The following is a 25,500-nucleotide window of genomic DNA, read 5'->3' on the forward strand; positions in this document are numbered from 1 at the left end:
CTATAACTTGTGATGCAATGGCAATATATCCAGTCACGCGACTTATTCTTTTATTATGACGTCTAAAGACTTTCTCCTTTTTTACTCTTATTTTTATGAATATGTAGCCATCAGGATTTAATGCCATCAATATAGTGAAGTTTAACGCACCTGCGGCGCGAGCTAAAGCGTACAACATCATTTCATGAATCAACGACATGTCGATAACCTTTGCTAATGAGACAATGATGTTCAATGCCATAGCATTAGCATTCGAGATTAGGTGCTGGCAAGTGGATACTCATAGTAATCAATACTGTTTTTTTGTTAGAATATGCCGATATATCTACGAGCGTACGAATAGCTCATTATTAACTTTAATGCTAAGGGCAAGAGGTATGATGAATATTTTGGTGATTGGTTCAGGTGGTCGTGAACACGCGCTGGCATGGCAGTGTGCAAAAGATGACAATGTCGAAAATGTCTATATCGCTCCTGGTAATGCTGGCACGGCCCTTGAACCTAAATGCCAAAACGTTGTCTTAACGTCTACTGATGCCAGTGAGCACAGCGCTGTTATCGAATTTTGCCAAAACAATGATATTGACATGGTCATCGTCGGACCAGAAGCACCTTTGGTCACTGGTATCGTTGATGCGTGCCGTGATGCTGGTATCAAAGCATGGGGTCCAACAGCCTACTGCGCTCAATTAGAAGGTTCGAAAACCTTTGCCAAAGAATTCATGGAACAAAACAATATTCCAACGGCTGCTTATCAAGGATTTACAGACGCTACTGCTGCCAAAGCTTATGTTGATGAGCAAGGCGCGCCTATTGTTATCAAAGCTGACGGGCTTGCTGCTGGTAAAGGCGTCATTGTTGCTGAGACTATTGAGCAAGCGCATGAAGCGATTGACGATATGCTAGCGGACAACAAATTCGGTGATGCTGGTAGTCGCGTGGTCATCGAGCAGTTCTTGCAAGGTGAAGAAGCCAGCTTTATTTGCATGATTGATGGTGACAATATCTTGCCAATGGCGACCAGCCAAGATCACAAACGTGCTTTTGAAGGGGATACGGGTCCCAACACTGGCGGTATGGGTGCTTATTCACCTGCGCCAGTCGTGACCAAAGACGTTCATGACAAAGTGATGTCACAAGTCATTCAGCCAGTCGTCGATGCGATGAAAGACGCAGGACACCCTTATACTGGATTTTTATATGCTGGTCTTATGATTGATAAAGCAGGCGATCCTTATGTCATTGAATTCAATTGCCGATTTGGTGATCCAGAAACGCAGCCTATTTTGATGCGCCTGCAGTCATCAATGGTAGACTTGGTTGCACAAGGGTTGGCAGGTCAACTGCCTAGCGAAGCCAAATGGGACAACCGCCCTGCTCTAGGTATCGTAGTTGCATCGAAAGGCTATCCTGAAACATCATCAAAAGGCGATGTGATTGCTGGCTTGCCAGAGCTGGACACTACGAACGATAATGCGGTTAAAGTCTTTCATGCTGGTACGGCATTCTCGAATGACAATGAGAACGAAGTTGTGACTAACGGTGGTCGTGTATTGTGCGTGACTGCTTTAGCAAATAATATTTCTGAAGCTCAGCAAGCAGCACTAGCAGTCACTGCTGCGATTAGCTTTGATGGTGCGCAATATCGCCGTGATATCGGGCATCATGCCATTGCTCGTGAAAATGCTTGATGAGTTAATCCTTGTCAGATAACGTGAATTTTTCACTCCATATGTCTGATTAAGCAAATATGACTGATACGATATACATTATTTGACCTAGCATCATGCATGCTAGGTCTTATTTTTTGACAGTCATTTTTAGGTCTATTTTTGATGAAATGCTCATAAAAAATGAGATAGCGGCTTAACGATAGACCAAACATGAGCACAACTCTCAACATTAAATCGGTAAAATATCACGCAATTATTTTGACTTACAAAGTAACTATCAACAGCCTGTGTGCGCTCATAAAACCCATGCACTTTATATGATACAATTTTATACCCGTGCATCACATCTCCCTTGTATTGTAGGTCTCGAACCCGCAAATCAATACCAACTGGATGAATGATTATATTTATGGCAAATGATACGTCTAAACCTTCTAACAATAAGCAATCAATCGATAGTCTAAAAACCTCAGGGTTTGATCGCCGCATGTCGATTGCTAAAACCTCCTTAAATATTGGTCGTCGTTGGGCGGGTAATAGTGTGTCTGGCATGTTTTTGAATAAAGAAGCACGGACCGCACGTAACCAAGCATTTATGGAAGCTCAAGCGAGTTATCTGGCATCAGAGCTTGGTAAATTGAAAGGTTCAGTTGTCAAAATTGGTCAAATGCTAGCCATCTATGGTGAACATATATTGCCACCAGAGATTACGCGTGCCTTGCAAACGCTCAATGATGATACGGCGACGCTTACCTGGCCGACAATTGAGCAAACATTGCGCCAGCTATTGGGTGAAAAACTAAATGAGCTTGATGTTGACCCTGTTCCTATTGGAACGGCTTCTCTTGCCCAAGTCCATCGGGCGACAGTATTAGCAACTGGTGAACAAGTCGTGTTGAAAATTCAGTATCCGGGGGTGGCCGATGCCATCAACTCTGATCTCGCCCTATTTAAGCGACTACTAAAGGTAAGTAACATCGTCCCCCAAACGCGCGCGCTCGATGCTTGGTTTGAGGAAATACGGGACCTACTCCACCATGAAGTCGATTATGAAGCAGAAGCAGCAACAACAGAGCGTTTCTACGATCGTCTAAGCAATGATCCACGTTATATCGTGCCTAAAATTAATCGTAATTACTCAAAAAAACGTCTGCTATGTATGTCATATGAGCCAGGTATCACTGTCGTGTCTGAAGCACTACAGCTATTGCCTCACGAGCGCCGCAGTGCAATTGGTCAAGCTGCCATCGAAATTATGATGCAAGAGATTTTTGTCTGGGGTGAAATGCAGACGGACCCTAATTTTGGTAACTATTTAGTTCGAGTTAGTGAAAGTACAGATGATATGGATAAACTTGTTTTGCTAGATTTTGGTGCTATTCGCCAATTTGACAGTAATTTGCTTACGATTGCCCGTGGACTATTGAGGGCAGGATATCACCACAACCATCAGGCGATGATTCTAGCGATGACGGGTTATGATTTCTTCGATAGTATGAGTGATAAAGTACGCTCTGATATTGCCTCATTGTTCCTATTGGCTACCGAGCCATTCAGTGATCCTGAGAAAAATGATGACATCCCTACAGATTGTTTGGATGAGCAAAATCGCTATATTTGGGCCAATAGCAAATTGCATTCACGCTTATCCACTAAAGCTACTCGTGCGATGCAATCTTTTGAATTTAACCTTCCTCCAAAAGAATTCATGTTTATTAGCCGCAAATTTATTGGTGCATATACTTTTTTAACAGTGCTTGACGCACATACCAACCCTAGTACCTTGGTCAAACCTTATTTATAGTTTTTAGTAGTGCAAAATTTTGGCTGTCTTTTAGTGAAGGATTTTTTTATTTATATTTTCTGCTTAGGCTATTTTATATTTAATTTTCGCATTATATTGTAATATTGTAATGACACACTTTTAACTATATTTTTTATTACTTAATTTTTTATTACTTAGGCTATTTTTCGTCTATTATTAAGCTTGCCAATTATCAAACCGGGTTTTATACCATTTTGGCTTACGGATGCTTAACTCCCAGCATACCTCTTGCCGCGCTAGGTACTTCACTTCAAAATGCGTACGCTGGCTGTCGACAGGCACTCGGTAGCGAGTATTTGGTAGGCACCAAAGCTTAGCTGCTTGATGCTCTGCATTGTCCATATAGGATTGAATATTGGTGGCCAGTATTATCTCTCCCCCTACTTGCAAGCGAGATAGTAGAAACTCAAAAAAGGGCATATTTAGCCATTGCTGATTGGGATTATGCTGTTCAGGGTTGGGATAAAGAATAAATATTTTAGCCACACTATTGGGTTTTAGCGCATGCACCGTCCAAGCAATCGCATCTGCATGGATCGCATCTAGGTTTGGTAGATCTTGCAGTGTAGCCAGCCTTGAGAAAGCATCAAACTTATTGCGTGTGCGCTCAATGGCGATCAAATGCTTATCAGGATTTTGCAGGGCAAAGCTAAGTGCATGCTTGCCCTTCCCTGCTCCAATCTCCAAGATTAACGGCTTTTCGTCTTTATTATCACTGATGATTTTTGGAATCATAAAGTCGCGCGGTGCGGAGAGTCGTTGTGGTTGAAAGGCACGCGCTTGCTGATGTGTGAACTCGATATTGTCTGTCATCTACTATCCTTAAAGCATTTGTCTTTTGTCATTATTCTGCCCCATGCTATTATATAGCCAATCTAATTGAATAGTAATATACCGACAACTAGTACTCCTCAATTCATCACAATTTATATGATAATAAATAACTATCGTGCGCAAATGATACTAATAACATCAAGGATACTCCCACCTTTATTATGACTGACTCTAATACCAACACTGCACCCAAAACCTACCCTTGCCCACGTTGTGGCACTCAAACTGCTTGGCAAGACAACAAATATAAGCCATTTTGTAGTGGTCGCTGTAAGCTGATCGACTTAGGTGCTTGGGCAAATGAAGACTATACGTTACCTGCAGAAACCACACCTTTTTCTGACGAGCTATAACCTACCTCTTTACTCAATTTATTATACCAAGGATGTTTTACATGTCTGCTACTTACCTAATGCCCACTTATAATCGTCAACCCATCAGCTTTACCCGCGGTGCAGGCAGTTGGCTCTATACAAAAGACGATACGCCATACTTAGATGCCTTAACTGGTATCGCGGTATGTGGATTAGGACATTGCCATCCACAAGTGACCGATGCTATTCAGCAGCAGGCAGCGACCTTGGTTCATACCAGTAATTTGTTCGGTATTGACTGGCAAGAGCGCGCAGGAGAGATACTATGTATGTCAGCTCAAATGGATAGTGTTTTTTTTGCCAATAGTGGCGCTGAAGCCAATGAAGCCGCATTAAAACTTGCACGCCTGTATGCGTCGCAACAAGGCTTTGCACGCCCAAAAGTCATCGTGATGGAGCAGTCATTCCACGGCCGTACATTGCTATCACTATCGGCCACTGCTAACCCAAAAGCCCGCGAAGGGTTTTATACGCTAGATGACGACTTTATCCGTGTGCCATTTGGTGACATTGCCGCGGTAAAGCAAGCGGCGTTAGACCATGAGGACATCTGCGCCATTTTTGTAGAGCCGATCCAAGGTGAAGGTGGTCTTAATACTGCGGCCAATGGCTTTACCTATTTAGAAGAGCTACAAGCAGAGTGTGATGCTCATAACTGGTTATTCATGCTTGATGAGGTGCAAACCGGTAATGGTCGTACTGGCAAGTATTTTGCCTATCAGCATAGCAATGCGCGCCCTGATGTATTAACCACTGCCAAAGGCTTGGGCAATGGATTTCCAGTCGGCGCTTGTATGGTACGTGGGCGTGCCAATGGATTATTTGGCGCAGGGAGCCATGGCTCTACTTACGGTGGTACGCCATTAGCCAGTCGCGTGGTACATAGCGTGTACGATGTACTTGCAAATAGCGACATCATGGAGAATGCGGTGACGGAAGGATTGTTTATCCGAGAAAGTCTCGCCAATGCACTAGGACAACACGGCGTAAGTAGCCGCGGTGCTGGTATGATGATTGGTATTGCGCTACCTGAAGACATGGATTGTAGCCAATTGGTAGATCGTGCCCGTGACGAGCAAAAACTTATCATCAATGTGACAGGTGGCCATGTGGTACGTTTGCTACCACCGCTCAATATGAGCCGTGATGAAAGCACACAAGTCGCTGAACGATTGATCAACTTATTAAAGCCAACATTCTAAAGCTTGCTTGAATATGTAGCATGTAATAAAAAAGCCTATGGACAATTCTATCCATAGGCTTTTTGCTGACCGATTATTGAAACAACCAATATTTAGTCTGCATAACACTTAGTTTGCATGAAAATATTTCTTCAGTACTTCTAGGCAACGAGTGATTTTAGCTGGTTGTTGGTCGCGGTTTAAGGTAACGGCATATAGTACAAAGCTCGGCAACTGATAACCAGTCAATACCTCTACCAACTCTCCACTCTCAAGCTCTTTTTTGATGTCCATTTCCATCATTCTCACCAAGCCATGACCTTCTTTAGCTAAGGTTGTCGCCATGAAGACATTGTTGGTGTAGATACGTGAGTTCATTTTTACACGCGTTTTTTTGTTGGTCTCTGTCTGAATCATATCAATCTGATTGGCATCTTTCATGATTTCAATACAAATTAATTGATGATCAGCCAAATCTTTTGGTGTATTAATCTTAGGATGCTGACGCAGATATTGGGGTGAAGCCACGAGTAACTGGCGCACATCGGTGAGCGGATAGCTACTTAGACTCGAGTCATTAATCGATGGACTCATGCGAATCGCGATGTCGATACGTTCATCAATCATATCGATATAATGATTGTCTGCGAGATAAGTGACACTCAGATCATCATGCGCAGCCATCCATGTAGAAAGCGCTGGCAATATATGATTTACGCCAAGCTCAGGCGTCGTCGACACCCGTAGACTACCTGCTAGCTCATCACGCAATTGATTAACTTTGATTCGACCTTGCTCAGCCGCGCTGACCACATCTTTTGCCGACTCATAAAAGCTCTCACCAGCTTCCGTTAAGCTGAGCTTACGAGTCGAGCGATGCAATAGCACAACGCCAAGCTCATTCTCTAGTGAACGAATTTGCTGACTGACTGCACTAGTAGTAATACCAAGCTCGCGAGCAGAACCACTAAAAGAGCCGTGTCCGACCACACTGGCGAACACAGCCATACCGCGTAAATTATCCAACATATTCTCACCTAAACTTCATTTCAGTTTTTAATATAACTTAACCATTATAACGAATTTTAATTTATATTATCGTTATTAAATATTTTTCATTTTTTAAGAAGGCAAATTGCTTATTCAAAAAAAACAAAAAAATATCAAGGCGATAGCACAATATCACCTTGATATTTTATATAAAACCATTGCTAAAACATATCTATATTTTTAAATGATGTTAATAACAGCTTTTTTTGAAACTTAATATAGCTGTACCTTACCCATTTTTCCTTCACCGCGCTCAGTCAAATATTGCATGACGGGTGTATGTCGCAACTTCATCTCAGCAACCGTTTTGGCTTGCTCCAAACGTTTTTGCTGGCGACGCTCTGGTGTTTTGTTATCGCTTTGCATAATACTACTATCAATTTTTAAATCAATCTCTGCACTTGTGAACTGTTGCTGCAGCTTAGCAGCTAACTGCTGGAAAGTCGCTTGTAAATGTCTACTATCGACACTGGTCAAAAAAGTGGCTGTGCCATTACATTGACCTACCATCGTACCTTGACGGGCAAGTGCCAGCTCGTCCTGTGCCAACACTTCTGCCTCACGAGCTGTCTGTAGCCAGTAATCCCATTTTTCCGAGTTCCACTCCCCTGTCAGCTCTTGAGGGGCGCAGCGTAATAAAGTACGAGGATCTTCATCTGATGGTACTGCTAACTGAGAATCATTTGCGTCAGGCTCAACAATTGGTTCAGGCTCAACAATTGGTTCAGGCTCAACAATTGGTTCAGGCTCAACAATTGGTTCAGGCTCAACAATTGGTTCAGGCTCAACAATTGGTTCAGGCTCAACAATTGGTTCAGGCTCAACAATTGGTTCAGGCTCAACAATTGGTTCAGGCTCAACAATTGGTTCAGGCTCAACAATTGGTTCAGGCTCAACAATTGGTTCAGGCTCAACAATTGGTTCAGGCTCAACAATTGGTTCAGGCTCAACAATTGGTTCAGGCTCAACAATTGGTTCAGGCTCAACAATTGGTTCAGGCTCAACAATTGGCTCAGGGCCAGTAGCCGCTGACAGTGTCACATCATTATCATCAATAGTGCTTTGAGGCTCATCTAGAGGCTGTGGATGGTAGTCAACATCGTAAGCCTCTAATGGGGCTGAGGCTTCATGCGTCATAGCATTTGGAACCGACTCTGCTGCTGCGATAGAGGCCATATTATTGCCATAGTTATCAGTCAACACTTCATCGACAGGCAAAGGGCGAAACGCCAGCAGTCGCAAAATGCACATCTCAAGCGCTTGCATCGGCGTACTAGCAAGCTTGACGCCTTCACGTGCTTGTACAACAATTTCATAGTATAGCTGTAGCACATCAGGGCTAATATGTTGGGCAAGTGTATAGATGTTTTTGGCTTGCGCCTCATTGACATTGAGAGCGACCTCAGGCAACAGTTGGGTCAATGCCAATTGATGGAGTAGCTCAGCAAGCCCATCAAACATACTCGTTGCATCAACCATTTGCGCGCGCATTTGCTCAATATGCGCGGCAACAGCGGTTTTGTCATGGTTATAAATATCTGTGATCAATCGTACCAAGTCGGCAGAGTCAATAAGACCAAGCATTGCATTGACAGTGGCATCATCAAGTGACCCTTGACCAAATGCAATGGCCTGATCTGTCAGTGACAATGCATCACGCACAGAGCCTTTAGCCGCACTTGCCAGTTGCCAAATGGCAGGCTGAGTATACCCAACCTGCTCTTGGGTTAAAATATTTGCTAGATGCTCGCTAAGTAATGTTTGTGGTAATGGACGCAATACGAACTGCAAGCAGCGCGAAATAATCGTAATCGGTAATTTTTGTGGATCAGTGGTCGCTAGCAAAAACTTTACATGCTCAGGTGGCTCTTCTAACGTTTTGAGGAGTGCATTGAAGCTGTGGGTCGACAGCATATGCACCTCATCAATGAGGTACACCTTATATCGCCCTTGGCTTGGCGCATAAGGCACATTGTCAAGCAGCTCACGCGTGTCCTCGACCTTGGTACGAGAGGCGGCATCAATCTCAATAAGATCAATAAAACGTCCCTGATCAATCGCCACACAATTATCACAAACACCGCACGGCGTGCTAGTAATACCCGTATCACAGTTCAAGCATTTAGATAAAATACGCGCAATCGTCGTCTTACCCACACCTCGGGTACCAGTAAACAGATACGCATGATGCAAGCGATTATAATCAATTGCATTAATCAGCGCTTGCGAGACATGCGTCTGCCCAATCAACTCATGAAAGTTTTTGGGTCGATATTTGCGAGCTAAAACTTGATATTGCTGCGACATAGCTATCCATTGTGCCAAGTAATTAATATTCTTATTTTTAATACGATTTTTCGGTATTCATTATAGCAAAAAGCCAGCGCATTCGTCTGGCTTCTTGCTGATTTGATTATGACTCAGCCGCGCTTAATAAGCGGCTTTGGTTAACGACTCATTCATCATTAATCGTGTTTGCGGCGCATGTGTGGGAATAAAATCACATCACGGATACTGGCAGAGTCAGTAAATAGCATCACAAGGCGGTCGATACCAATACCTTCACCAGCGGTTGGCGGCAGACCGTAAGACAATGCTTCGATATATTCTTCATCAAAGTGCATGGCTTCATCATCGCCTGCATCTTTTTCGGCAACCTGACCACGGAAGCGCTCAGCTTGATCCGCTGGATCATTAAGCTCGCTAAAACCATTCGCCAACTCGCGACCACCAATAAACAACTCAAAACGATCGGTAATCTCAGGATTGTCATCATTACGGCGTGCCAATGGTGACGTTTCAGCTGGATATTCAGTAATAAACGTTGGTTGACGTAATTGATGCTCAGCCGTTTCTTCAAAGATGATGGTTTTGAGCTTGCCCACACCGAACACCTCTTTGACCTGCTGTTTAAGGGTCACTGAGGCGTATTGTGCCAGATAGTCACGATCGTCGATACGTGACATATCAAAGTCTTTGGCATATTTTGCAATGGCGTCAGACATGGATAGACGAGCAAATGGCGCTTTTAGGCTGATGGCTTCTTCTTGATAGGTAATCTCTGTCGTACCCAAGACATCTATCGCTAGCTGATTAAACATGCGCTCAGTCAAGTCCATCAAATCATGATAATCAGCATAGGCTTGATAAAACTCAATCATGGTAAATTCAGGGTTGTGTCGGGTTGAGACCCCTTCGTTACGGAAGCTACGGTTAATCTCAAATACTCGCTCAAACCCACCAACGACTAAACGCTTGAGATAAAGCTCAGGCGCGATACGCAAGTATAATGGCATATCCAAAGCATTATGATGTGTCTCAAATGGACGAGCCACCGCGCCACCTGGAATGGGATGCATCATTGGCGTTTCAACTTCCATAAAACGCTCATTCAGCATAAACTGACGAATGCCGCTGACGATCTGACTGCGAACCATAAAGGTATCGCGAGTCGTCTCATTGGTCATCAAATCAAGATGACGGTTGCGATAGCGCGCTTCTACATCTGCTAGGCCATGGAACTTATTTGGCATCGGACGTAGGGTCTTAGTCAACAGCGTAATCTCTTCAATATGCACATATAAATCGCCTTTACCTGAGCGACCAATATAGCCTGACACACCAACAATATCACCTAAATCCAAAGATTTGATGCTTGCACGCGTTTCCTCATCAAGCTCTTTACGTGCCACATATAATTGGATGCGACCTGTCATGTCTTGGATAACGATGAATGAGCCACGGTTTAACATGACACGGCCCGCCACATTGACCTGTGTTTTGTCACCATTCGCCGCTTTTTCTTCAATTTCTTGTTTTGACACACCATCAAAAGCCGTTTGCAAATCTTTTGCATAATGGGTGCGTTTAAAGGTGTTTGGGTACGGCTGTTTATCTGAGGCAGTGATATCATCTAGCTTGGCTTGAAGTTGCGCGATCAGTTCATTGGTGTCTTCTGGCGCTTGGGTTTGGTCTTGGTTATTTGTTGACATAAAACTCTCATAATACGATAGCCGTAAACTATCTTTAGTTAATATTTGATACTCAAAACAATAGTATCTCAAATAGAGGAGACCTAGTGAATAAGACTTTCATAAGGAATGTGCAGCCCTTCATGTAGTTTTCTTATCATTGGCAAACTCAATCGGCGTTTACGATTTAATACTTCAGATACTTTACTTGCCGATCCCAAATAAGGTGTCAAATCCTTTCTACTTAAATTTAGATTTTCCATCTGAAAAATAATAGCATCGACAGCTTCGGCATGTTCGATAGGATAATATTTGTTTTCGTAAGCTTCAATTAAGGTTACTAGCACTTCACGCTCGTCAGCCTCAGGTGTACCCTCATCAGCTTGAAACACAGCTTGTAGCTGAGCAAATGCATGTGCTAGATCTTGATCATTACGAATTGGTTTAATATTCATTGACAACCTCCACATCAATTTTATCGTATTCACTATGAGTACCGATGAACTTGACCCAAGCAATACCAGCCTGATACTGCATCTCAACCACCAATCGGTATTTATTGCCTGCAATATTAAAAACGACTCTATTATTAGCGCAAATACTCGCATTCTTAAAATCGTTTTTGATATCTTGCGGCGATTGCCAACTGGCTTTTAGTGCAAAATCATGCCAAGCTTCTAGCTGACCTTTTGCATCACCATTGTTAGGCTGTTCCCAGAATTTACGTAAACTGCTTTTGGCAATAACTCTCATATGACTTAGTGTATAGTATCCAATTATATTCCCAATTTGGGAATATGGCAACGCTAATCGCTATACCCCTTCTTAACCTCACTCGCATAGTTCACCGCTATGGCTTACATTTCGCCGCCGATGCTGGCCATCAAGTCAGCCTGATGCTCACGTAACAGTGCATCAAGAATCTCATCCAAGTCACCTTCCATGATGGAGTCAAGCTTGTATAAGGTAAGGTTGATACGATGATCGGTCATGCGCCCTTGCGGGAAATTATAGGTGCGAATACGCTCTGAGCGGTCGCCACTACCGACCAAGTCACGGCGTATAGAGTCCGCTACATCGACCTGCGCTTGTACTTTGGCTTGCTGGATTTTAGAGACCAGCATTTTCATCGCATGTGCACGGTTTTTGTGCTGGCTACGCTCTTGTTGACACTCTACCACAGTACCCGTGGGAATATGCGTCAAACGTACGGCTGAGTCAGTGGTGTTAACGTGCTGACCACCCGCGCCACTTGAGCGAAAGGTGTCCATCTTAATATCCGCAGGATTGATATCAACGGTATCATCGATTTCAACTTCTGGCATGACTGCAACCGTACAAGCTGACGTATGCACGCGACCTTGACTTTCGGTCTCAGGGACACGCTGTACACGGTGAGCGCCAGACTCAAACTTTAAACGTCCATAGACGCTATTACCCGATACGCGAGTAATGATTTCTTTATAACCGCCGTGTTCACCTTCGTTCGCGGATAGAACTTCAACAGTCCAGCCCTGGGTTTGCGCGTATTTTTGATACATGCGGAACAAATCACCAGAGAAAATCGCTGCTTCATCACCGCCCGTCCCAGCACGAATCTCCAAGAATGCTGGCACCTTATCGTTAGGATCTTTTGGTAGCATCATGACATTAAGCGCTTCTTCCATCTCTACAATGGTATCACGTGCCGTTTCAATCTCATCGAGCATCATCTCTTTCATGTCAGGATCTGTCGCGTCAGCTAGCATCGCTTCTGCATCGGCTTGATCCGTTTCTGCATTCAGATAGTTCTGCCATAAGGTCGTGATGTCCATCAAGTCGCTGTGCTCGACAGACAATTCGCGAAATTTATTATTATCACTGATGACACTAGGATCTGATAACAAGGCGGTGACCTCTTCATAACGGTCTACCATCTGGTCTAAACGCAGGCGTAAGGATTCTTTCATAAAAGGACTTTTAATTGGATAAGAGGAATAAGCTCGTGATTATAGCAAATTTTTTGGGGTAAATTAAAACCTCTAAGCATTCTTCTCAATATTCGCAGCAATCTTGTCACTATACTCTCAAATATCTCTACTTATTCTTAAATAAAGATACTTGGTTCTGATACCATTAGTAGACAAAAAAATAGCTAAGAAGACTCTTAGCTATTTTTATCTATCAAAAACATCGTATTAAAACGTTAGACTTTACGAACCAATACTGAGCCAATAGAATAACCGGCACCAAATGAGCAAATAACACCTAGATCACCTGACGCTAGCTCATCCTTATAGCGATGGAATACAATCATTGGGCTCGCTGAGCTGGTATTGGCAAATTCAGCAATCACGCTTGGTGCGATTGATTTGTCAGCATCTTTACCGATGACAGTGCGTAAAATCAAATCTATCATGTTGGCATTAGCTTGATGTAGCCACATCATCTTAACATCAGAGGTCGGTATATCATTTTCTTGCAGATGCTCAGTGATAACTTCAGACACCTTTGGACAAACTTCACGGAATACTTTGCGACCATTTTGCAAAAACAGTTTATCAGTGACCGGCGCTTTGATGTCTGGATACATCTCCGTTTGCGCGGCTAGATACTCTGAGCGATCCATAAAGCCATATTCGTTTTTGATGTTGGTCGAAAACTGAGTAAATAGCTTAGCGTTTAGAATCTCATAACCCTTTGGCGTGTCTAATTCTTCAACAATAGTCGCCGTTGCTACATCACCAAAAATAAAGTGGCTGTCACGATTGCGCCAGTTTAGATGCGCCGAGGTAATCTCGACATTGACCACAGCCACACGTTTGGCAAGACCAGAGATGATAGAACCATGCGCTTGTGATAGGCCAAACGTTGCCGCACTACACGCAACGTTCATATCATAAGCGAAGCCGCCAACCATACCAATGGCATTTTGGATTTCAATAGCAACCGCAGGATAAGTGCGCTGGAAGTTTGAGCAAGCAAGGATAATACCATCTAGATCGTTGGCCTCAAGTCCAGCATCAGCCAATGCGTCTTTTAACGCAGCCGCGCCCATTTCTGCCATCACAGACAGCTCTTCACCTAAGTTACGATAGGCAATGACTGGTGCCATGATTTCAGGGTCTAAAATACCGTCTTTTTCCATCACATAACGTGATTTGATACCAGATACTTTTTCGATGAAAGCAGCTGAAGAAGGCTCAAGTGCCGTCATTGTCTCTGCAGCTATCTCTTCAGCATGTTCGGTATTATAGTTTTCAACATACTGGTTAAATGACTCAACTAGCTCTTCGTTACTAATACTGTAAGGTGGAATATAAAGACCAGTGCCTGTGATACAAGTCGTCATGATACGCTTCCTTGTCTACTACTGTGGTGCTTGGAATAAGCATAAAAGTGGAAAATAATAGCCATTCAAATTCAGTGAATAACTGTAAACTTAAAATCAGTGTGTTTATTATGCCTGAATATTAAATTTTTTCTAATGCTTTGTTACAAATAATCTGTTTCTGGCGATAAATAAGCAAAGACTCACGTCATTCTTTGATAGCTACGTTATAATTAGCGCCATTTTGCTCTGTATAACCACCCAAACACATCGATACACGCTCATCTTTAGGAATACTAATGGCAGAACTTCTTACTTGGTTATTTGGTCAATATGCGGATTACTCCACGACATTTATCGTCTTAGAGTTGATTGCCGTGGTTTTTGGTGTGGCAAGTGTCTTGCTTGCCAGCAGAACCAATATCTTAGTCTTTCCAATTGGCTTAATCAGCACTGCGATATTTGTATATTTACTATGGAAATGGCAGCTGTTTGGCGATATGTTCATCAATGCTTACTATACGGTGATGAGTTTATATGGTTGGATTAACTGGTCAAAGAACAAAAAGAATCAGCCTATAGAGACTCATGAGTCAAACAATGTCCGTATTGAGCATTTGCATGCAGGCGATGTACCTATCTTGTCTGCTTTGGCAATAGCAACCATGTCTTTTGTGGCGCTGATATACTATTTCCGTCCGGTGATTAATAACGGCTTTAGTTTTGATGGTGCCGTTCTTGGTGTACATTTATTTACTTGGGTGGACTATACCGACATGCTCACTACGGCTCTGTTTTTGATGGCAATGTGGCTTATGGCACGGCGCAAAATTGAGCATTGGATACTATGGATCATTGCTGATGCGATATCAGTACCACTGTACTTTTATAAAGGCTTTACTTTTACCGCGCTACAATATGTAGTCTTCACTCTCATTGCAATCTGGGCCTATTATGAATGGCAACGACGCTACCGTGTACAACCTCGAACAGCATACGCCTGAATCTGTCATTACTGTCGCAGTTTTGGGCGCAGAAAGTACGGGGAAAACAACCCTATGCCGTGATTTGGCAGCGCATTTCGATAGTCTGTGGGTGTCAGAATATATGCGTACTTACTTGCAAGCGAAGTGGGATGATGAGCAGCTTACTTGTACATGGGATGACCTGCTACCTATCGCACAAGGTCAGATTGCGTTAGAGAACAAACTGGCCAAACAAGTCACCCAAACGTCTAATGAAAACCGCTATTTGTTTTGTGATACCAGTCTGTTTGAGCTAATGGTCTACTCTCATTGGTATTATGGTAACTGCCCCACCGCTCTTGAGCAAGCAGCATTGGCGCATCATTATGATTTGATACTATTGACTGAGGTTGATATACCCTGGGTAGCTGATGACCTGCGAGACAGTCCGTACCAACGTGATGAGATAAGCGCCTATTTTGCCAGTCAATTAGACAGGCATCAAAAACCCTTTGTGCGTATTGGCGGTGATAGACAAAAGCGTGTCCGGCAAGTAATCGCGCAGCTCGCTCATCTCGGTAGTCCCTAGAATGGTTTTCCACATACTATTCATCTTCCTTGCATATTTTCTCGCCACCTCTTCTCTATGATGTCTATTAACGCCGCAGCCAACTGTATCAGCAGCTGTGGATTCAAGACATTTAGGAGGCGCCAACATGCAAAAAACACTATTAACCAAATTGTTTTTTATGTCCTATTGCTACCACTTGCTGAGCAAATTGTCTTTTGGCAAGCATATACTATAGCCGCTAGCGCGTGCGTGGGACTTATTGGTTGGTATAGCTACTATGTATTTGGCGGTTTGAAACGGGCTTTACTCTTTACCGCAACACTTGCTGGACTATATGTTGCCTTTTTTCGGCATTTTAAGTACAGAAGATCTCAATCTATTACTGGGCGCGATATTCTGCTTTATGGTACTTGCCTATGTCATGGTGATGACTCGCAAACTTGACTGGTACAAAGTCACATAAGCCAAGCGCTGTATAAATAAAGTCACATAAACTGATAATAGTTTGAATTAATGCTGCCTTAGCTTAGTTGATAAGGCAGCATTATCGTTATATTAGCCTAGTCGTTACGCTACTTGACGATCTGATTGTTTAACGCTTTAGCCCAATTATTGCAATCATCCTCACAGCGCGGGCAGCATTTATCAGCTTCTAATATTTGCTCGACATAACCACAATACATACAGGCGTAATGAGCCCCTATCTCTACTTGCTCAACAGCTTGATATTGCTTGGGAAACAGCGGCATGCCGTAAACTGTATTTTCAGAGGAATGCAATAAAATACTAAAGTTGCCGTCTGTCTCAAGCAAACCGATGCGCACTTGACCCAAATGCTCAACGCCCTGTTGACGCATTTCAGCAAAAAACTCATCGTGAGACATTTTGCCTTTCTTAATTTTATCGAGCACCAGCATGCTATCTTCTACGATATAAAGTGACTTGCCTTCCAATAAGTCTTCAAAAGGCTGCCATTTCATCATAACCCACGTACAGATTCGGTAAAGAACAATGACTGAACCCATGATTAGTACGGCTTGAATAATCGGCAAATCCTCAGTAAACATAGGGTCACCCGCGATAGAGCCAAGTGATAGGATAATGGTTAGCTCAAAGATAGAAAGCTGACGAACGCCGCGCTTGCCAGTGAAGCGCAAGAACGTGATAATTAATACAAACATGACGGTGACACGTATTAAGATTTCAACGGCAAACGACCAAGTTGTGTCATGAATAAAAATACTTGCCCAATCCATATTCTCATTTCCAATTTATTTATCTGATGTATTGTGTTTAATGAATGATGTTCTAATAGTTCGTTTGATGCGAAGCACATCATCCCTATTTTCAGACCTTATCGTCAATACAACTATCGTTATTCGTATTTAAGAAAGACTTTTTGTCACAAGCATGAAAAAATGCTCTATTTTGTCAGACCATGATTATTTTTGCTCAAAAATACGTTATCGTTATATTCTAAATTCACCATTAAAGCGCTATGCAAGCCTGTTTTATGCTCCCTTATTCATTGTAGGAATTATTTTTGAAAGCCATTGTTTATACTACTATTGCGTTGATCGCATTTGCCGCAAACTCCCTGTTTTGCCGGATGGCGTTGGCAGAAGGTTATATAGATGCTTGGAGTTTTACGGTCATTCGTCTGCTCAGTGCGACTGTTTGCTTAGTGTTTATTATGACGATTCACGCCTACAAACTACAGCGTCAAGTACTCGCCTCTGACAAGCCTTCTATTGATGCTATCTTAAATGACAAAGGCAGTTGGCTTAGTAGTGTCAGCTTGGTCATTTACGCGTTATGTTTTTCGATTGCCTATGTAGAGCTTAATACTGGTACAGGTGCTTTAATTTTGTCTTCGGCCGTTCAGATTACGATGATTGGCTGGGGTATCTACAAAAAAGAGCAACTTGGTGCTGTACAGTGGCTGGCATTTATCGTCGCAGTCGCAGGATTTGTGTATTTGATGTTACCATCAGCGGCCGTTCCATCACCCAACGCTGCAGCATTGATGGCACTGAGCGGTGCGGCTTGGGGAGTATACAGCATACGCGGTAAATCATGCATCTCACCGCTACGAGCGACAGGGTTTAACTTTGTGCGGAGTTTGGTGGCCGTTCCGATATTACTACTGGTGGGCCTAATGTATCTGGATGAAATAGGTTTAAAAAACATCAGCTTAGAAAGTATTACCAGCGAAGGGATATTGCTCGCCTGTGCGTCAGGAGCGATCGCATCAGGGCTGGGTTACAGTATTTGGTATACGGCGATGCCATTGTTAAAAACCACACAAGCGGCGATCGTTCAGCTGTGTGTGCCTGTGATTGCGACTGTACTAGGCGTGATATTTTTATCTGAGCAGCTAACGTTACCATTTATCATTGCCAGTGCAGTTATTTTAGGCGCAGTCTTGGTGTTTACGTTAAATAAAAAAGTGCCAGCCTAGGGCGTGTCACTATTTTAAAAATGGTGATAAAAATGAGATAAATCGCAGACAAATAAGGATAATAGTGCAGACAATATCGAGATACTGACCAGCTATTTGATGCTATTTGTCAAAGATTGAGCCATTTTTAGCTTATTTAGTGATAAATGCTTGAACTAGGGACACGCCTTAGTGAGGATATTACTTATGATGCTCTATCACTATAGTTAGATTACTATAAAATCGATACAATAAGATTCAACGTTATTTTTCGCAGCCTCTGGAGACGCAGTCACAGCAAGCAAGAAAAATAGTGTTGAATCAAATGAATTTATTGTCCTGTATTGTTTTTATTTAGACTTGACTATAGCTCGGCTAATGACAAAAAGTTCGCGCTATCAATCTATTCTACTAGATAGCATAAAACCGCCCTGATTTATAAAAATCGGGGCGGTTTTGTGTAAGCTATCATATTGAGTTAATGTTTCGCTTGCTACCAGTAAAAGCAAAGCTAAAAGCCTTTAGATAACGGTCACTTCTAAGCGGGTATCTACATTGCCACGAGTGGCATTAGAATATGGGCACACCTGATGTGTGGCTTCGATCAACTGTTGTGCTTGCGCTTCATCAATACCTGATACTTCGACATGCAATTCTATATCCAAGTTGTAGCTACCATCTGCTTTCATACCGATGCCAACTTGCGCAGAAGTTTTAGAAGCGGTGACAGGCAGTTTCATTTGCTGTGCAACCATGCTCAAAGCGCTATCAAAACAAGCGGCATAACCCATAGCAAAAAGCTGCTCTGGATTCACACCTTCTTTATCTTGTTCTTGAAAAGACACCAAATCAAATCCTAATGAACCATCATCTAATCCAGTATGACCAGAACGTCCACCAGTGGCTGTCGCGCGAGTTTTATAAAATATTTTCATGATTTATAGTTCCTTATCTATATTATTAGAGGTTGTACTTACGCTGTTGCGATAAGACTATTATAGAATCGCTGGCAGTTATCCGTTAGAACAGACCTCTATAACTCTTGCCTAATCCTATAAATTTTTATACTATCAGTCAGTCTTATAAAACAAGCTATCCTCATGAATCAAGAAACTATTGACCGACTTCTTAATATACTGCCTAGGAATCAAACCCTTGAATCTGCTGTCGCAGGACTATTTTTTTACTGTGCCGATAAACCAAGCAAAACTGTTAGCTATATCCAAGAGCCAAGCATTTGTATTGTCTTGCAAGGTGAGCGTGAGATTTATTTAGGAGCAGACTGCCAAAGATTCAATGATAGCCACTTGATGTTTTGTCCTGTCAATATTCCGCTGAGCATGCATATAAAACATGCCTCAGTAGAGAGTCCTGTTATCGTCTTATCTATGAAATTAAATCTCGCCATGATTAGAGAAATATTGGCACAAATACCCTCTAAAACACCCATAGCAAATGGTCATTTAGGCATAAAGTGGCCGTTAGATGACGCGATAATGGCGGCATTTGATCGATTGATACGCTTGCTTGATTATCCAAATGATATTGAATTTTTGGCGTCACTGATTCAGCAAGAAATATATTATCGACTACTCTCAGCGGAGCAAGGTAACAAGCTTAGGCAGTTGGTCGTTGATGGTAGCCATACACACCGTATTGCCCAAGCCACTGACTGGATAAAGTCGCATTTAAATGAGCCTATCATGGTAGAGAGTCTAGCCAGTAGATGCGGCATGAGTGTCTCAGGGTTTCACCAGCACTTCAAAGAAATCACCCAGTTGAGTCCACTACAGTATCAAAAAAGCTTAAGATTGATGGAAGCAAAACGATTGATTAAAATACATGGGCAAGGAGCACAAATATCGCAAATAGCCATGCAAGTTGGCTATGAAAGCCCCAGTCAATTTAGCCGAGAATACAAGCGGCAGTTTGGAGTCAGTCCGAGCAGTGAGCTGATGTGATAACTGTCTCACCATTGATACCTATAGCGGCAGGATTTTATTATCGTTGTGATGGTAACTCTAGGACTTATCGATTTTGGCATAACAGACTCAATGTCAGGCCTACCTCGCTTATCTTGGTCAACTTCAAGCACTTATCAACGTGAGGTGGGTGACGCCTTTAGAGCAAAACTATCCCTATAGCGTACTTACAGAACGATTCAATGAATTGATCATTTATCTATTACTACAGATTATTGATTAACTATTCTTCTAACCCTTTCTAGCGCAAACCTCTTGTGGATACAAGAGCTCGTCTGAGTATCGAGATATCCACTGATATAGTTGATTCAGTTTAAAAGAGATACAAGGCAACCGAGCGCAGATGTATATGTAATACTTCAAGTGAAGTTAACGCTGTCACTATTTTATAGAGGATTGACTATAAATAGATTTTAGGGCAAATATCTACTCAAGGTATCTCTATACTTTCTTATTTTTTAGCTAAAAGAGATTTGTTATTCGAATAAAAAACAGTTGACTCCCTAATATATTCGTATTATAACATATAATATATTCAAAATATTGGATATAGCGTAGTTTTTTATGCACATTTGTCGAAAATCTTGGGGAGGAAATGATATGATTCGTTTAAGCTACACTCTCAAATGCTGGGCGCTAGCCATTACTTATTTTTTAGTATTTTACTTTATGGTCGTCATGAGTGACCCAGGCTTTGGCAAATATATCTATATGCTGGCCCTCAGCACTCTACTCTTCCCCATTGCCAAGCGTGCCGTGGATGTGATGACAGATTTTTTCACCCCAGATCTCGAGCTATTTAATGGATTGCTGCCGTCAATTCTGATTAACGTGGTGATTTGGATACTGACACCATTTATCGTAGCACTGACAGTGATTGCGTTCATGCTTTATAGTATGGGCGTGCTCACAGAAAAGATGAGTCATTAAAACCTACTTAAATAAAAGGCCGGAGTAGCAATTGCTGATCCGGCCTTAACATTCAAAGAAACTTTTAGTTCTAGCCCACCTTATCCCACATTTTACTAAGACGCTTGGGCGAAACTGCCACACGAGTTTTCATCGGTTGGGCAAATAGCTGGATACGATACTCCTCCACCATCCAGCGATATTCGCTAATGGCTTCTTTGTCCGCACGCCCTGCTAACCGCTCCATATGTAAGTCAAGCGCGTAGACACCGTCGAGGTCGGCATCCAAATTATGCTCAAGACGCTCTAAGCGAATCTCTAGTGCCTCAAGATAACGTGGATACTGTTGCCAATGGCTATAATCCATGCGGTAAACAAAATCAGCCAAATACAAATCTTCTAATTGATCTTCGATATCATCGATAGATTCCCCAAATATCTCGCGGTCTAACATCAACAGGCTCTGGCGAATACGCTGCCAGCGCGTATAAACATTTTTCAGCGTTTTTATGACGCTTTGACCGGTCAATAAGAAGTTATTTAACACAACTTCTAGCGTCTGTGCATACTCTTCAGGCGTAAACGGTAACTCCTCGCTCAATCCAACTGCGATATCGTCAGCGCTCTCAGGCAGGCTCTCGGTATGATCAAATAACACATAATGCTCTTCAAGCGTCGCATCCAATGTAGCATCAATGACGATTGTTTTTAGCTTTTCCATATCACCAAGCGGTGCAAATGCCAGTTTGAATATTTTATCCACTTGACTGGTGAGCTGTTTTTTCTTTGCGCCAAGCTTCCCTTTGATCAAGGTCAATACGCCGATACGATGCGCTTGTAGTGCGGCATTGACATCGGTGTACTGATGGATCGATACCGCTTCGCCTGCTTCATCAGCCACGAGCGCCGCAAACTGCTTCATAACCACGCCTGCACTATGATGATTTTTGCTAAAGGTAAAATGCTCAGGGAATTCAGTATGCGCGCCTTGTTGCTCATTCACCGCTTGACTGGTCTCAGAGGCATGACGAATCTGTAGCGTTTGTAGATCACGACCTTTTTCGATAATGCGGTTTTTGTCATCGACCACACAGATTTGTGGCTGCAGATAACGATCAATCGTGGAAGGGCTAAAGCTCTCTGGCGTCACCGACATAATACCGCGGCGATTGAGCGCTTGGCACAGCTGTTTTAACAGCCCTTGTCCACCTTGCTGCTGCAGCTCATCAAACAAATTATCTGCGGTATCAGGTATCGGGACGATCTGACGACGGATATCTTTTGGCAATGATTTGAGCAATTGCAACACCAGCTCGTAGCGCCAACCAGGCACACCCCATAGTAGCTCAATCGCGTCGAGCTGTGGTAATGCGGCAAGCGGTACGCGTATGGTCACGCCATCATCATCACTTGCTGGATCAAAGACGTAACGCAGTGGCAGTTTTAGATCACCCAGCTTCCATACTTCTGGGAAATCGCCCGTGGTCGGTGCTTGACTAGTGAGTACATCCTCATCGGTAAAAAACAGATACTTAGCATCGTTTTTTTCTACCTCTGCGCGCCAGTCTTCAAACGTTTTGCGGCTGGCGACGTGTTCAGGAATCTTTTTGTCATAGAACTGATATAGCGTTTCTTCATCAACCAATAGATCACGGCGACGTAGCTTATCTTCGATGCGCTCAACATGGGCAATCTTGTCCATATTGTGCTGTAAAAATGGCGCATTACGACCGAAGTTACCAGTCACTAACCCATCACGAATGAAAATCTCTCGCGACTCGACCAAGTTTACTTGCTCATAATTGGTCAGCTGCTTGCTAATGATGATCAAGCCAAATAGACTAATCTGCGCGTATGCTTTGACCCGTCCTGTTTTTTTGGACCAATGCGGTTCAAAATAATGATACTTGAGCAAGTTTCCTGCCGCTGAGATGATCCACTCGGGTTCAATTTTGGCAACGGTACGCATAAATACTTGCGAGGTTTCAACCATCTCAAACGCCATCACCCAAGGCGGTATTTGTTTAAATACCGTACTCGCTGGGAATATTTTGGCTTTTTGCTGACGCGCTGCCAAATACTCACCGCGGCTTTCAGTCTTATGCGCAATAATAGACAGCAGACCCGTCAATAACGCTCTATGCAAATTAGCATATTTGACCGCTTTTAACGCTTCGTCTTCGATTGCAGTCGGGTCATTCTTAGCGACATTTTTATCGGATGCTTGTGCATCACTGGTATCTATCAGCTTAAGATCTGTCACCATTTGTAGCAATTGACGATGCGTTTGATGCCATTCACGAACACGCGGGAAGCTCAGATAGTTCTTTTTCGCAAACTGCTTACGCTGATTACCAGACAGTTTATTGCCGTCTTCGTCTTTTTCAAACAGTGCCTTCCATAGACTCAAATAAAACAAGAAATCTGAATCATCTTGACGGAAGACCGCATGCTTTTGATCCGCTTGCGTACGCTTGTTGGCAGGGCGCTCACGAGGATCTTGCACAGCGAGCGCCGCCACCACGATAAGCATCTCACGTATACAATCAAAGTCAGAACCAGCCACCAGCATACGTGCCAGCCTTGGATCGATTGGCATACGTGCCATTTTCTGACCTGTTGCGGTCAAGCGCAGGTGATCAAGCCCCTTTTGCCGTTTTGATGGGTTTCGTTTATCTTGAGTACTGTCCTTTTTGGACGTAATGGCTCCTAGCTCATCAAGCAACTTGTGACCATCTGTGACTAACCTACTATCAGGTGGCTCGATAAAATCAAAGTCATCGACACTGCCCAGACGCAGATTGGCCATCTGCAATATCACAGATGCCAAATTGGTACGTAGAATCTCAGGCTCAGTAAATTCAGGACGACCGTTGAAGTCCTCCTCAGAATATAAGCGAATACAGACACCTGGCGCGACACGGCCACAACGACCTTTACGTTGGTTGGCAGCCGCTTGCGAAATCGCTTCAATCGGTAGACGCTGCACACGTGAGCGATACGAGTAACGCGAAATCCGCGCAAACCCCAAGTCAATCACATAGCGAATACCCGGTACAGTCAACGCAGTCTCAGCAACGTTGGTCGCAATGACAATACGTCGACCTCGACCTGATGGCTGAAAGATACGCTGCTGCTCTTCATACGTCTGCCGTGCAAACAGCGGTAGCACCTCGGTATGACGTGGGCCATGGCGCTCAAGCACTTCTTGCATTTCACGAATTTCTGCTTCAGTCGCGGCAAATATCAAGATATCAGCCTGATCGGCATGGCCTTTATTTTGCGCGTCGCTAAAACATTCCTCGACAGCAGCAACCACCGCACGCGGCAGGTTCTCTTCAAAATCATCATAGCTGTCATCTTCTGAGCTGTTTACTGGCTCATCGGTCAGCGGACGATAACGAACTTCTACTGGAAAACTGCGTCCCTCGACGTTAAAGATAGGTGCAGGGACTTGCCGTTTTAGCTTGGCATCATAATGACTAAAGTACTCACTAAAGCGCGTGGTATCGAGGGTCGCTGAAGTGATAATGACTTTTAAATCTGGGCGCTTAGGCAGCATCTTTTTGAGATAACCCATAATAAAATCGATGTTCAAACTACGCTCATGCGCCTCATCGATAATAATCGTATCGTACTTACTCAAAAAACGATCGTGACCCAGCTCAGCCAGCAAAATACCATCGGTCATCAGCTTAACAATCGATTGGGCGGAGCCTTGCTCATTAAAGCGAATCTTAAAACTAACCGTATTACCCAAAGGCTCACCCAGCTCTTCGGCAATACGGTTTGCGACGCTACGAGCCGCCAATCGCCTTGGTTGCGTATGCCCTATCTGTCCAGTAATACCGCGTCCTGCCAGCATGGCGAGCTTAGGCAACTGTGTGGTTTTACCCGAACCTGTCTCACCCGCCACGATAATGACCTGATTATCAATGATCGCTTGTACCAGATCTTCTGCGCGTTGACTAACAGGCAGGTCAAGATTTAATTTGGCAGGTAAGTCACTTGGGATGCTATCAATACGTGCCTGCACTGCTTTTTGAGAGCGCGTTTTTATCTTGTCGTATTGGGCACGCTTCTTGGTAAGGACCTCGTCGTGATTGTTTTTTTGCTCAGAATCATGATTAGATTTTTTGTTTTTGGACACCGCAGCGCGCGCCAGCTCTCGTTCGAGACGGCTTAAATAATAGCTATCTTTAGCAAGTACTGGTAAATCACTCAGTAATTCCGCTGGTTGCTTTGTACTGTTATTTTCATTTACGGTAGATGTTTTTAGACTGGTATTTTCAAAAGTATCAGACATATTTGCTTAGGCTATTTATTATGTATAAGTGGTTAGATTATGGAGGCAAATGCAGGGTGATTCAAGGTAGTTATGATGCTTGTATGATGCTTAGTTGCAAAGCTGAAGT

General features: G+C 43.2%; 21 protein-coding genes and 1 pseudogene. 11 read left to right on the top strand and 11 right to left on the bottom strand.

Annotation, left to right across the window (positions count from 1 at the left end; all coding sequences use genetic code 11):
* Positions 1 to 380: 380 nt before the first annotated feature.
* Together purD and CUR83_RS07260 are read left to right on the top strand one after the other, a co-directional pair.
* Positions 381 to 1,691: a phosphoribosylamine--glycine ligase gene (gene purD / locus CUR83_RS07255; protein WP_093071009.1), complete on the top strand. Its 1,311-nt coding sequence runs from the start codon at positions 381 to 383 to the stop codon at positions 1,689 to 1,691.
* Positions 1,692 to 2,082: 391 nt separating this feature from the next.
* Positions 2,083 to 3,477 (top strand): ABC1 kinase family protein, encoded by a 1,395-nt coding sequence (locus CUR83_RS07260; protein ID WP_071001591.1) that lies wholly within the window; start codon positions 2,083 to 2,085, stop codon positions 3,475 to 3,477.
* A 177-nt stretch (positions 3,478 to 3,654) separates the two neighbouring features.
* Here the strand turns inward: CUR83_RS07260 and CUR83_RS07265 are convergent, their stop codons facing one another.
* Positions 3,655 to 4,311 (bottom strand): class I SAM-dependent methyltransferase, encoded by a 657-nt coding sequence (locus CUR83_RS07265; RefSeq protein WP_071001592.1) that lies wholly within the window; start codon positions 4,309 to 4,311, stop codon positions 3,655 to 3,657.
* 182 nt (positions 4,312 to 4,493) lie between these two features.
* Here CUR83_RS07265 and CUR83_RS07270 point away from each other — a divergent pair, with 182 nt between their 5' ends.
* A complete protein-coding gene (locus CUR83_RS07270) occupies positions 4,494 to 4,685 on the top strand; it encodes a DNA gyrase inhibitor YacG (RefSeq protein WP_058025847.1) in 192 nt (63 codons plus the stop codon).
* 41 nt (positions 4,686 to 4,726) lie between these two features.
* Positions 4,727 to 5,908 carry an aspartate aminotransferase family protein gene (locus CUR83_RS07275; RefSeq protein WP_071001593.1) on the top strand — a complete coding sequence of 394 codons (1,182 nt, stop codon included), beginning with the start codon at positions 4,727 to 4,729 and terminating at the stop codon, positions 5,906 to 5,908.
* Positions 5,909 to 6,016: 108 nt separating this feature from the next.
* On the opposite strand, the gene CUR83_RS07280 is transcribed toward CUR83_RS07275, so the two are convergent.
* The 7 genes from CUR83_RS07280 to CUR83_RS07310 all read right to left on the bottom strand — a co-directional run bounded on the left by CUR83_RS07280 (position 6,017) and on the right by CUR83_RS07310 (position 14,239).
* Positions 6,017 to 6,916 carry a LysR family transcriptional regulator gene (locus CUR83_RS07280; protein ID WP_071001594.1) on the bottom strand — a complete coding sequence of 300 codons (900 nt, stop codon included), beginning with the start codon at positions 6,914 to 6,916 and terminating at the stop codon, positions 6,017 to 6,019.
* Between the two features lie 234 nt (positions 6,917 to 7,150).
* Positions 7,151 to 9,244 (bottom strand): DNA polymerase III subunit gamma/tau, encoded by a 2,094-nt coding sequence (gene dnaX / locus CUR83_RS07285; protein ID WP_284719378.1) that lies wholly within the window; start codon positions 9,242 to 9,244, stop codon positions 7,151 to 7,153.
* 158 nt (positions 9,245 to 9,402) lie between these two features.
* Entirely contained in the window at positions 9,403 to 10,929 is a 1,527-nt protein-coding gene (lysS, locus tag CUR83_RS07290; protein WP_093070814.1) for a lysine--tRNA ligase, read from the bottom strand.
* Between the two features lie 83 nt (positions 10,930 to 11,012).
* On the bottom strand, positions 11,013 to 11,363 hold the full coding sequence (locus tag CUR83_RS07295; RefSeq protein WP_071001597.1) for a helix-turn-helix domain-containing protein: 351 nt from the start codon (positions 11,361 to 11,363) through the stop codon (positions 11,013 to 11,015).
* On the bottom strand, positions 11,353 to 11,661 hold the full coding sequence (locus tag CUR83_RS07300; RefSeq protein WP_071001598.1) for a type II toxin-antitoxin system HigB family toxin: 309 nt from the start codon (positions 11,659 to 11,661) through the stop codon (positions 11,353 to 11,355). The genes CUR83_RS07295 and CUR83_RS07300 overlap by 11 nt, the downstream gene beginning before the upstream one ends.
* 104 nt (positions 11,662 to 11,765) lie before the next feature.
* Positions 11,766 to 12,857, bottom strand: a complete 1,092-nt coding sequence (gene prfA, locus CUR83_RS07305; RefSeq protein ID WP_058024705.1) for a peptide chain release factor 1 — start codon at positions 12,855 to 12,857, stop codon at positions 11,766 to 11,768.
* 236 nt (positions 12,858 to 13,093) lie between these two features.
* Positions 13,094 to 14,239 (bottom strand): beta-ketoacyl-ACP synthase III, encoded by a 1,146-nt coding sequence (locus CUR83_RS07310; RefSeq protein ID WP_071001599.1) that lies wholly within the window; start codon positions 14,237 to 14,239, stop codon positions 13,094 to 13,096.
* A gap of 278 nt (positions 14,240 to 14,517) precedes the next feature.
* Between CUR83_RS07310 and pnuC the strand changes: the two genes are divergently transcribed.
* The 4 genes and pseudogenes from pnuC (at position 14,518) to CUR83_RS13450 (ending at position 16,217) form a co-directional block, all read left to right on the top strand.
* Entirely contained in the window at positions 14,518 to 15,222 is a 705-nt protein-coding gene (pnuC, locus tag CUR83_RS07315; protein WP_093070811.1) for a nicotinamide riboside transporter PnuC, read from the top strand.
* Positions 15,173 to 15,772, top strand: coding sequence for an AAA family ATPase (locus CUR83_RS07320; protein WP_284719379.1), 600 nt, complete (start codon positions 15,173 to 15,175; stop codon positions 15,770 to 15,772). The genes pnuC and CUR83_RS07320 overlap by 50 nt, the downstream gene beginning before the upstream one ends.
* Before the next feature lie 60 nt (positions 15,773 to 15,832).
* Positions 15,833 to 16,084: pseudogene (locus tag CUR83_RS13445) on the top strand (inner membrane CreD family protein); the annotation flags it as partial.
* A gap of 4 nt (positions 16,085 to 16,088) precedes the next feature.
* On the top strand, positions 16,089 to 16,217 hold the full coding sequence (locus CUR83_RS13450; RefSeq protein ID WP_425301272.1) for an inner membrane CreD family protein: 129 nt from the start codon (positions 16,089 to 16,091) through the stop codon (positions 16,215 to 16,217).
* Positions 16,218 to 16,326: 109 nt separating this feature from the next.
* Here CUR83_RS13450 and CUR83_RS07325 read toward each other — a convergent pair whose 3' ends face one another.
* Positions 16,327 to 17,010: a DUF421 domain-containing protein gene (locus CUR83_RS07325; protein WP_284719380.1), complete on the bottom strand. Its 684-nt coding sequence runs from the start codon at positions 17,008 to 17,010 to the stop codon at positions 16,327 to 16,329.
* Between the two features lie 287 nt (positions 17,011 to 17,297).
* Here CUR83_RS07325 and CUR83_RS07330 point away from each other — a divergent pair, with 287 nt between their 5' ends.
* Positions 17,298 to 18,215, top strand: a complete 918-nt coding sequence (locus CUR83_RS07330) for a DMT family transporter (protein WP_284719381.1) — start codon at positions 17,298 to 17,300, stop codon at positions 18,213 to 18,215.
* A 500-nt stretch (positions 18,216 to 18,715) separates the two neighbouring features.
* On the opposite strand, the gene CUR83_RS07335 is transcribed toward CUR83_RS07330, so the two are convergent.
* Positions 18,716 to 19,129, bottom strand: a complete 414-nt coding sequence (locus CUR83_RS07335) for an organic hydroperoxide resistance protein (RefSeq protein WP_284719382.1) — start codon at positions 19,127 to 19,129, stop codon at positions 18,716 to 18,718.
* Between the two features lie 165 nt (positions 19,130 to 19,294).
* Between CUR83_RS07335 and CUR83_RS07340 the strand changes: the two genes are divergently transcribed.
* Positions 19,295 to 20,155, top strand: a complete 861-nt coding sequence (locus tag CUR83_RS07340) for an AraC family transcriptional regulator (RefSeq protein WP_284719383.1) — start codon at positions 19,295 to 19,297, stop codon at positions 20,153 to 20,155.
* 621 nt (positions 20,156 to 20,776) lie between these two features.
* Positions 20,777 to 21,106: a hypothetical protein gene (locus CUR83_RS07345; RefSeq protein ID WP_071001605.1), complete on the top strand. Its 330-nt coding sequence runs from the start codon at positions 20,777 to 20,779 to the stop codon at positions 21,104 to 21,106.
* A gap of 70 nt (positions 21,107 to 21,176) precedes the next feature.
* Here CUR83_RS07345 and hrpA read toward each other — a convergent pair whose 3' ends face one another.
* The gene (gene hrpA, locus CUR83_RS07350; RefSeq protein WP_071001606.1) at positions 21,177 to 25,391 is read right to left on the bottom strand and encodes an ATP-dependent RNA helicase HrpA; all 4,215 of its coding nucleotides are present in this window, start codon (positions 25,389 to 25,391) and stop codon (positions 21,177 to 21,179) included.
* Between the last annotated feature and the right edge of the window lie 109 nt (positions 25,392 to 25,500).

Origin of the sequence: Psychrobacter pocilloporae (assembly GCF_029872915.1) — a bacterium.
Lineage (GTDB): Bacteria > Pseudomonadota > Gammaproteobacteria > Pseudomonadales > Moraxellaceae > Psychrobacter > Psychrobacter pacificensis.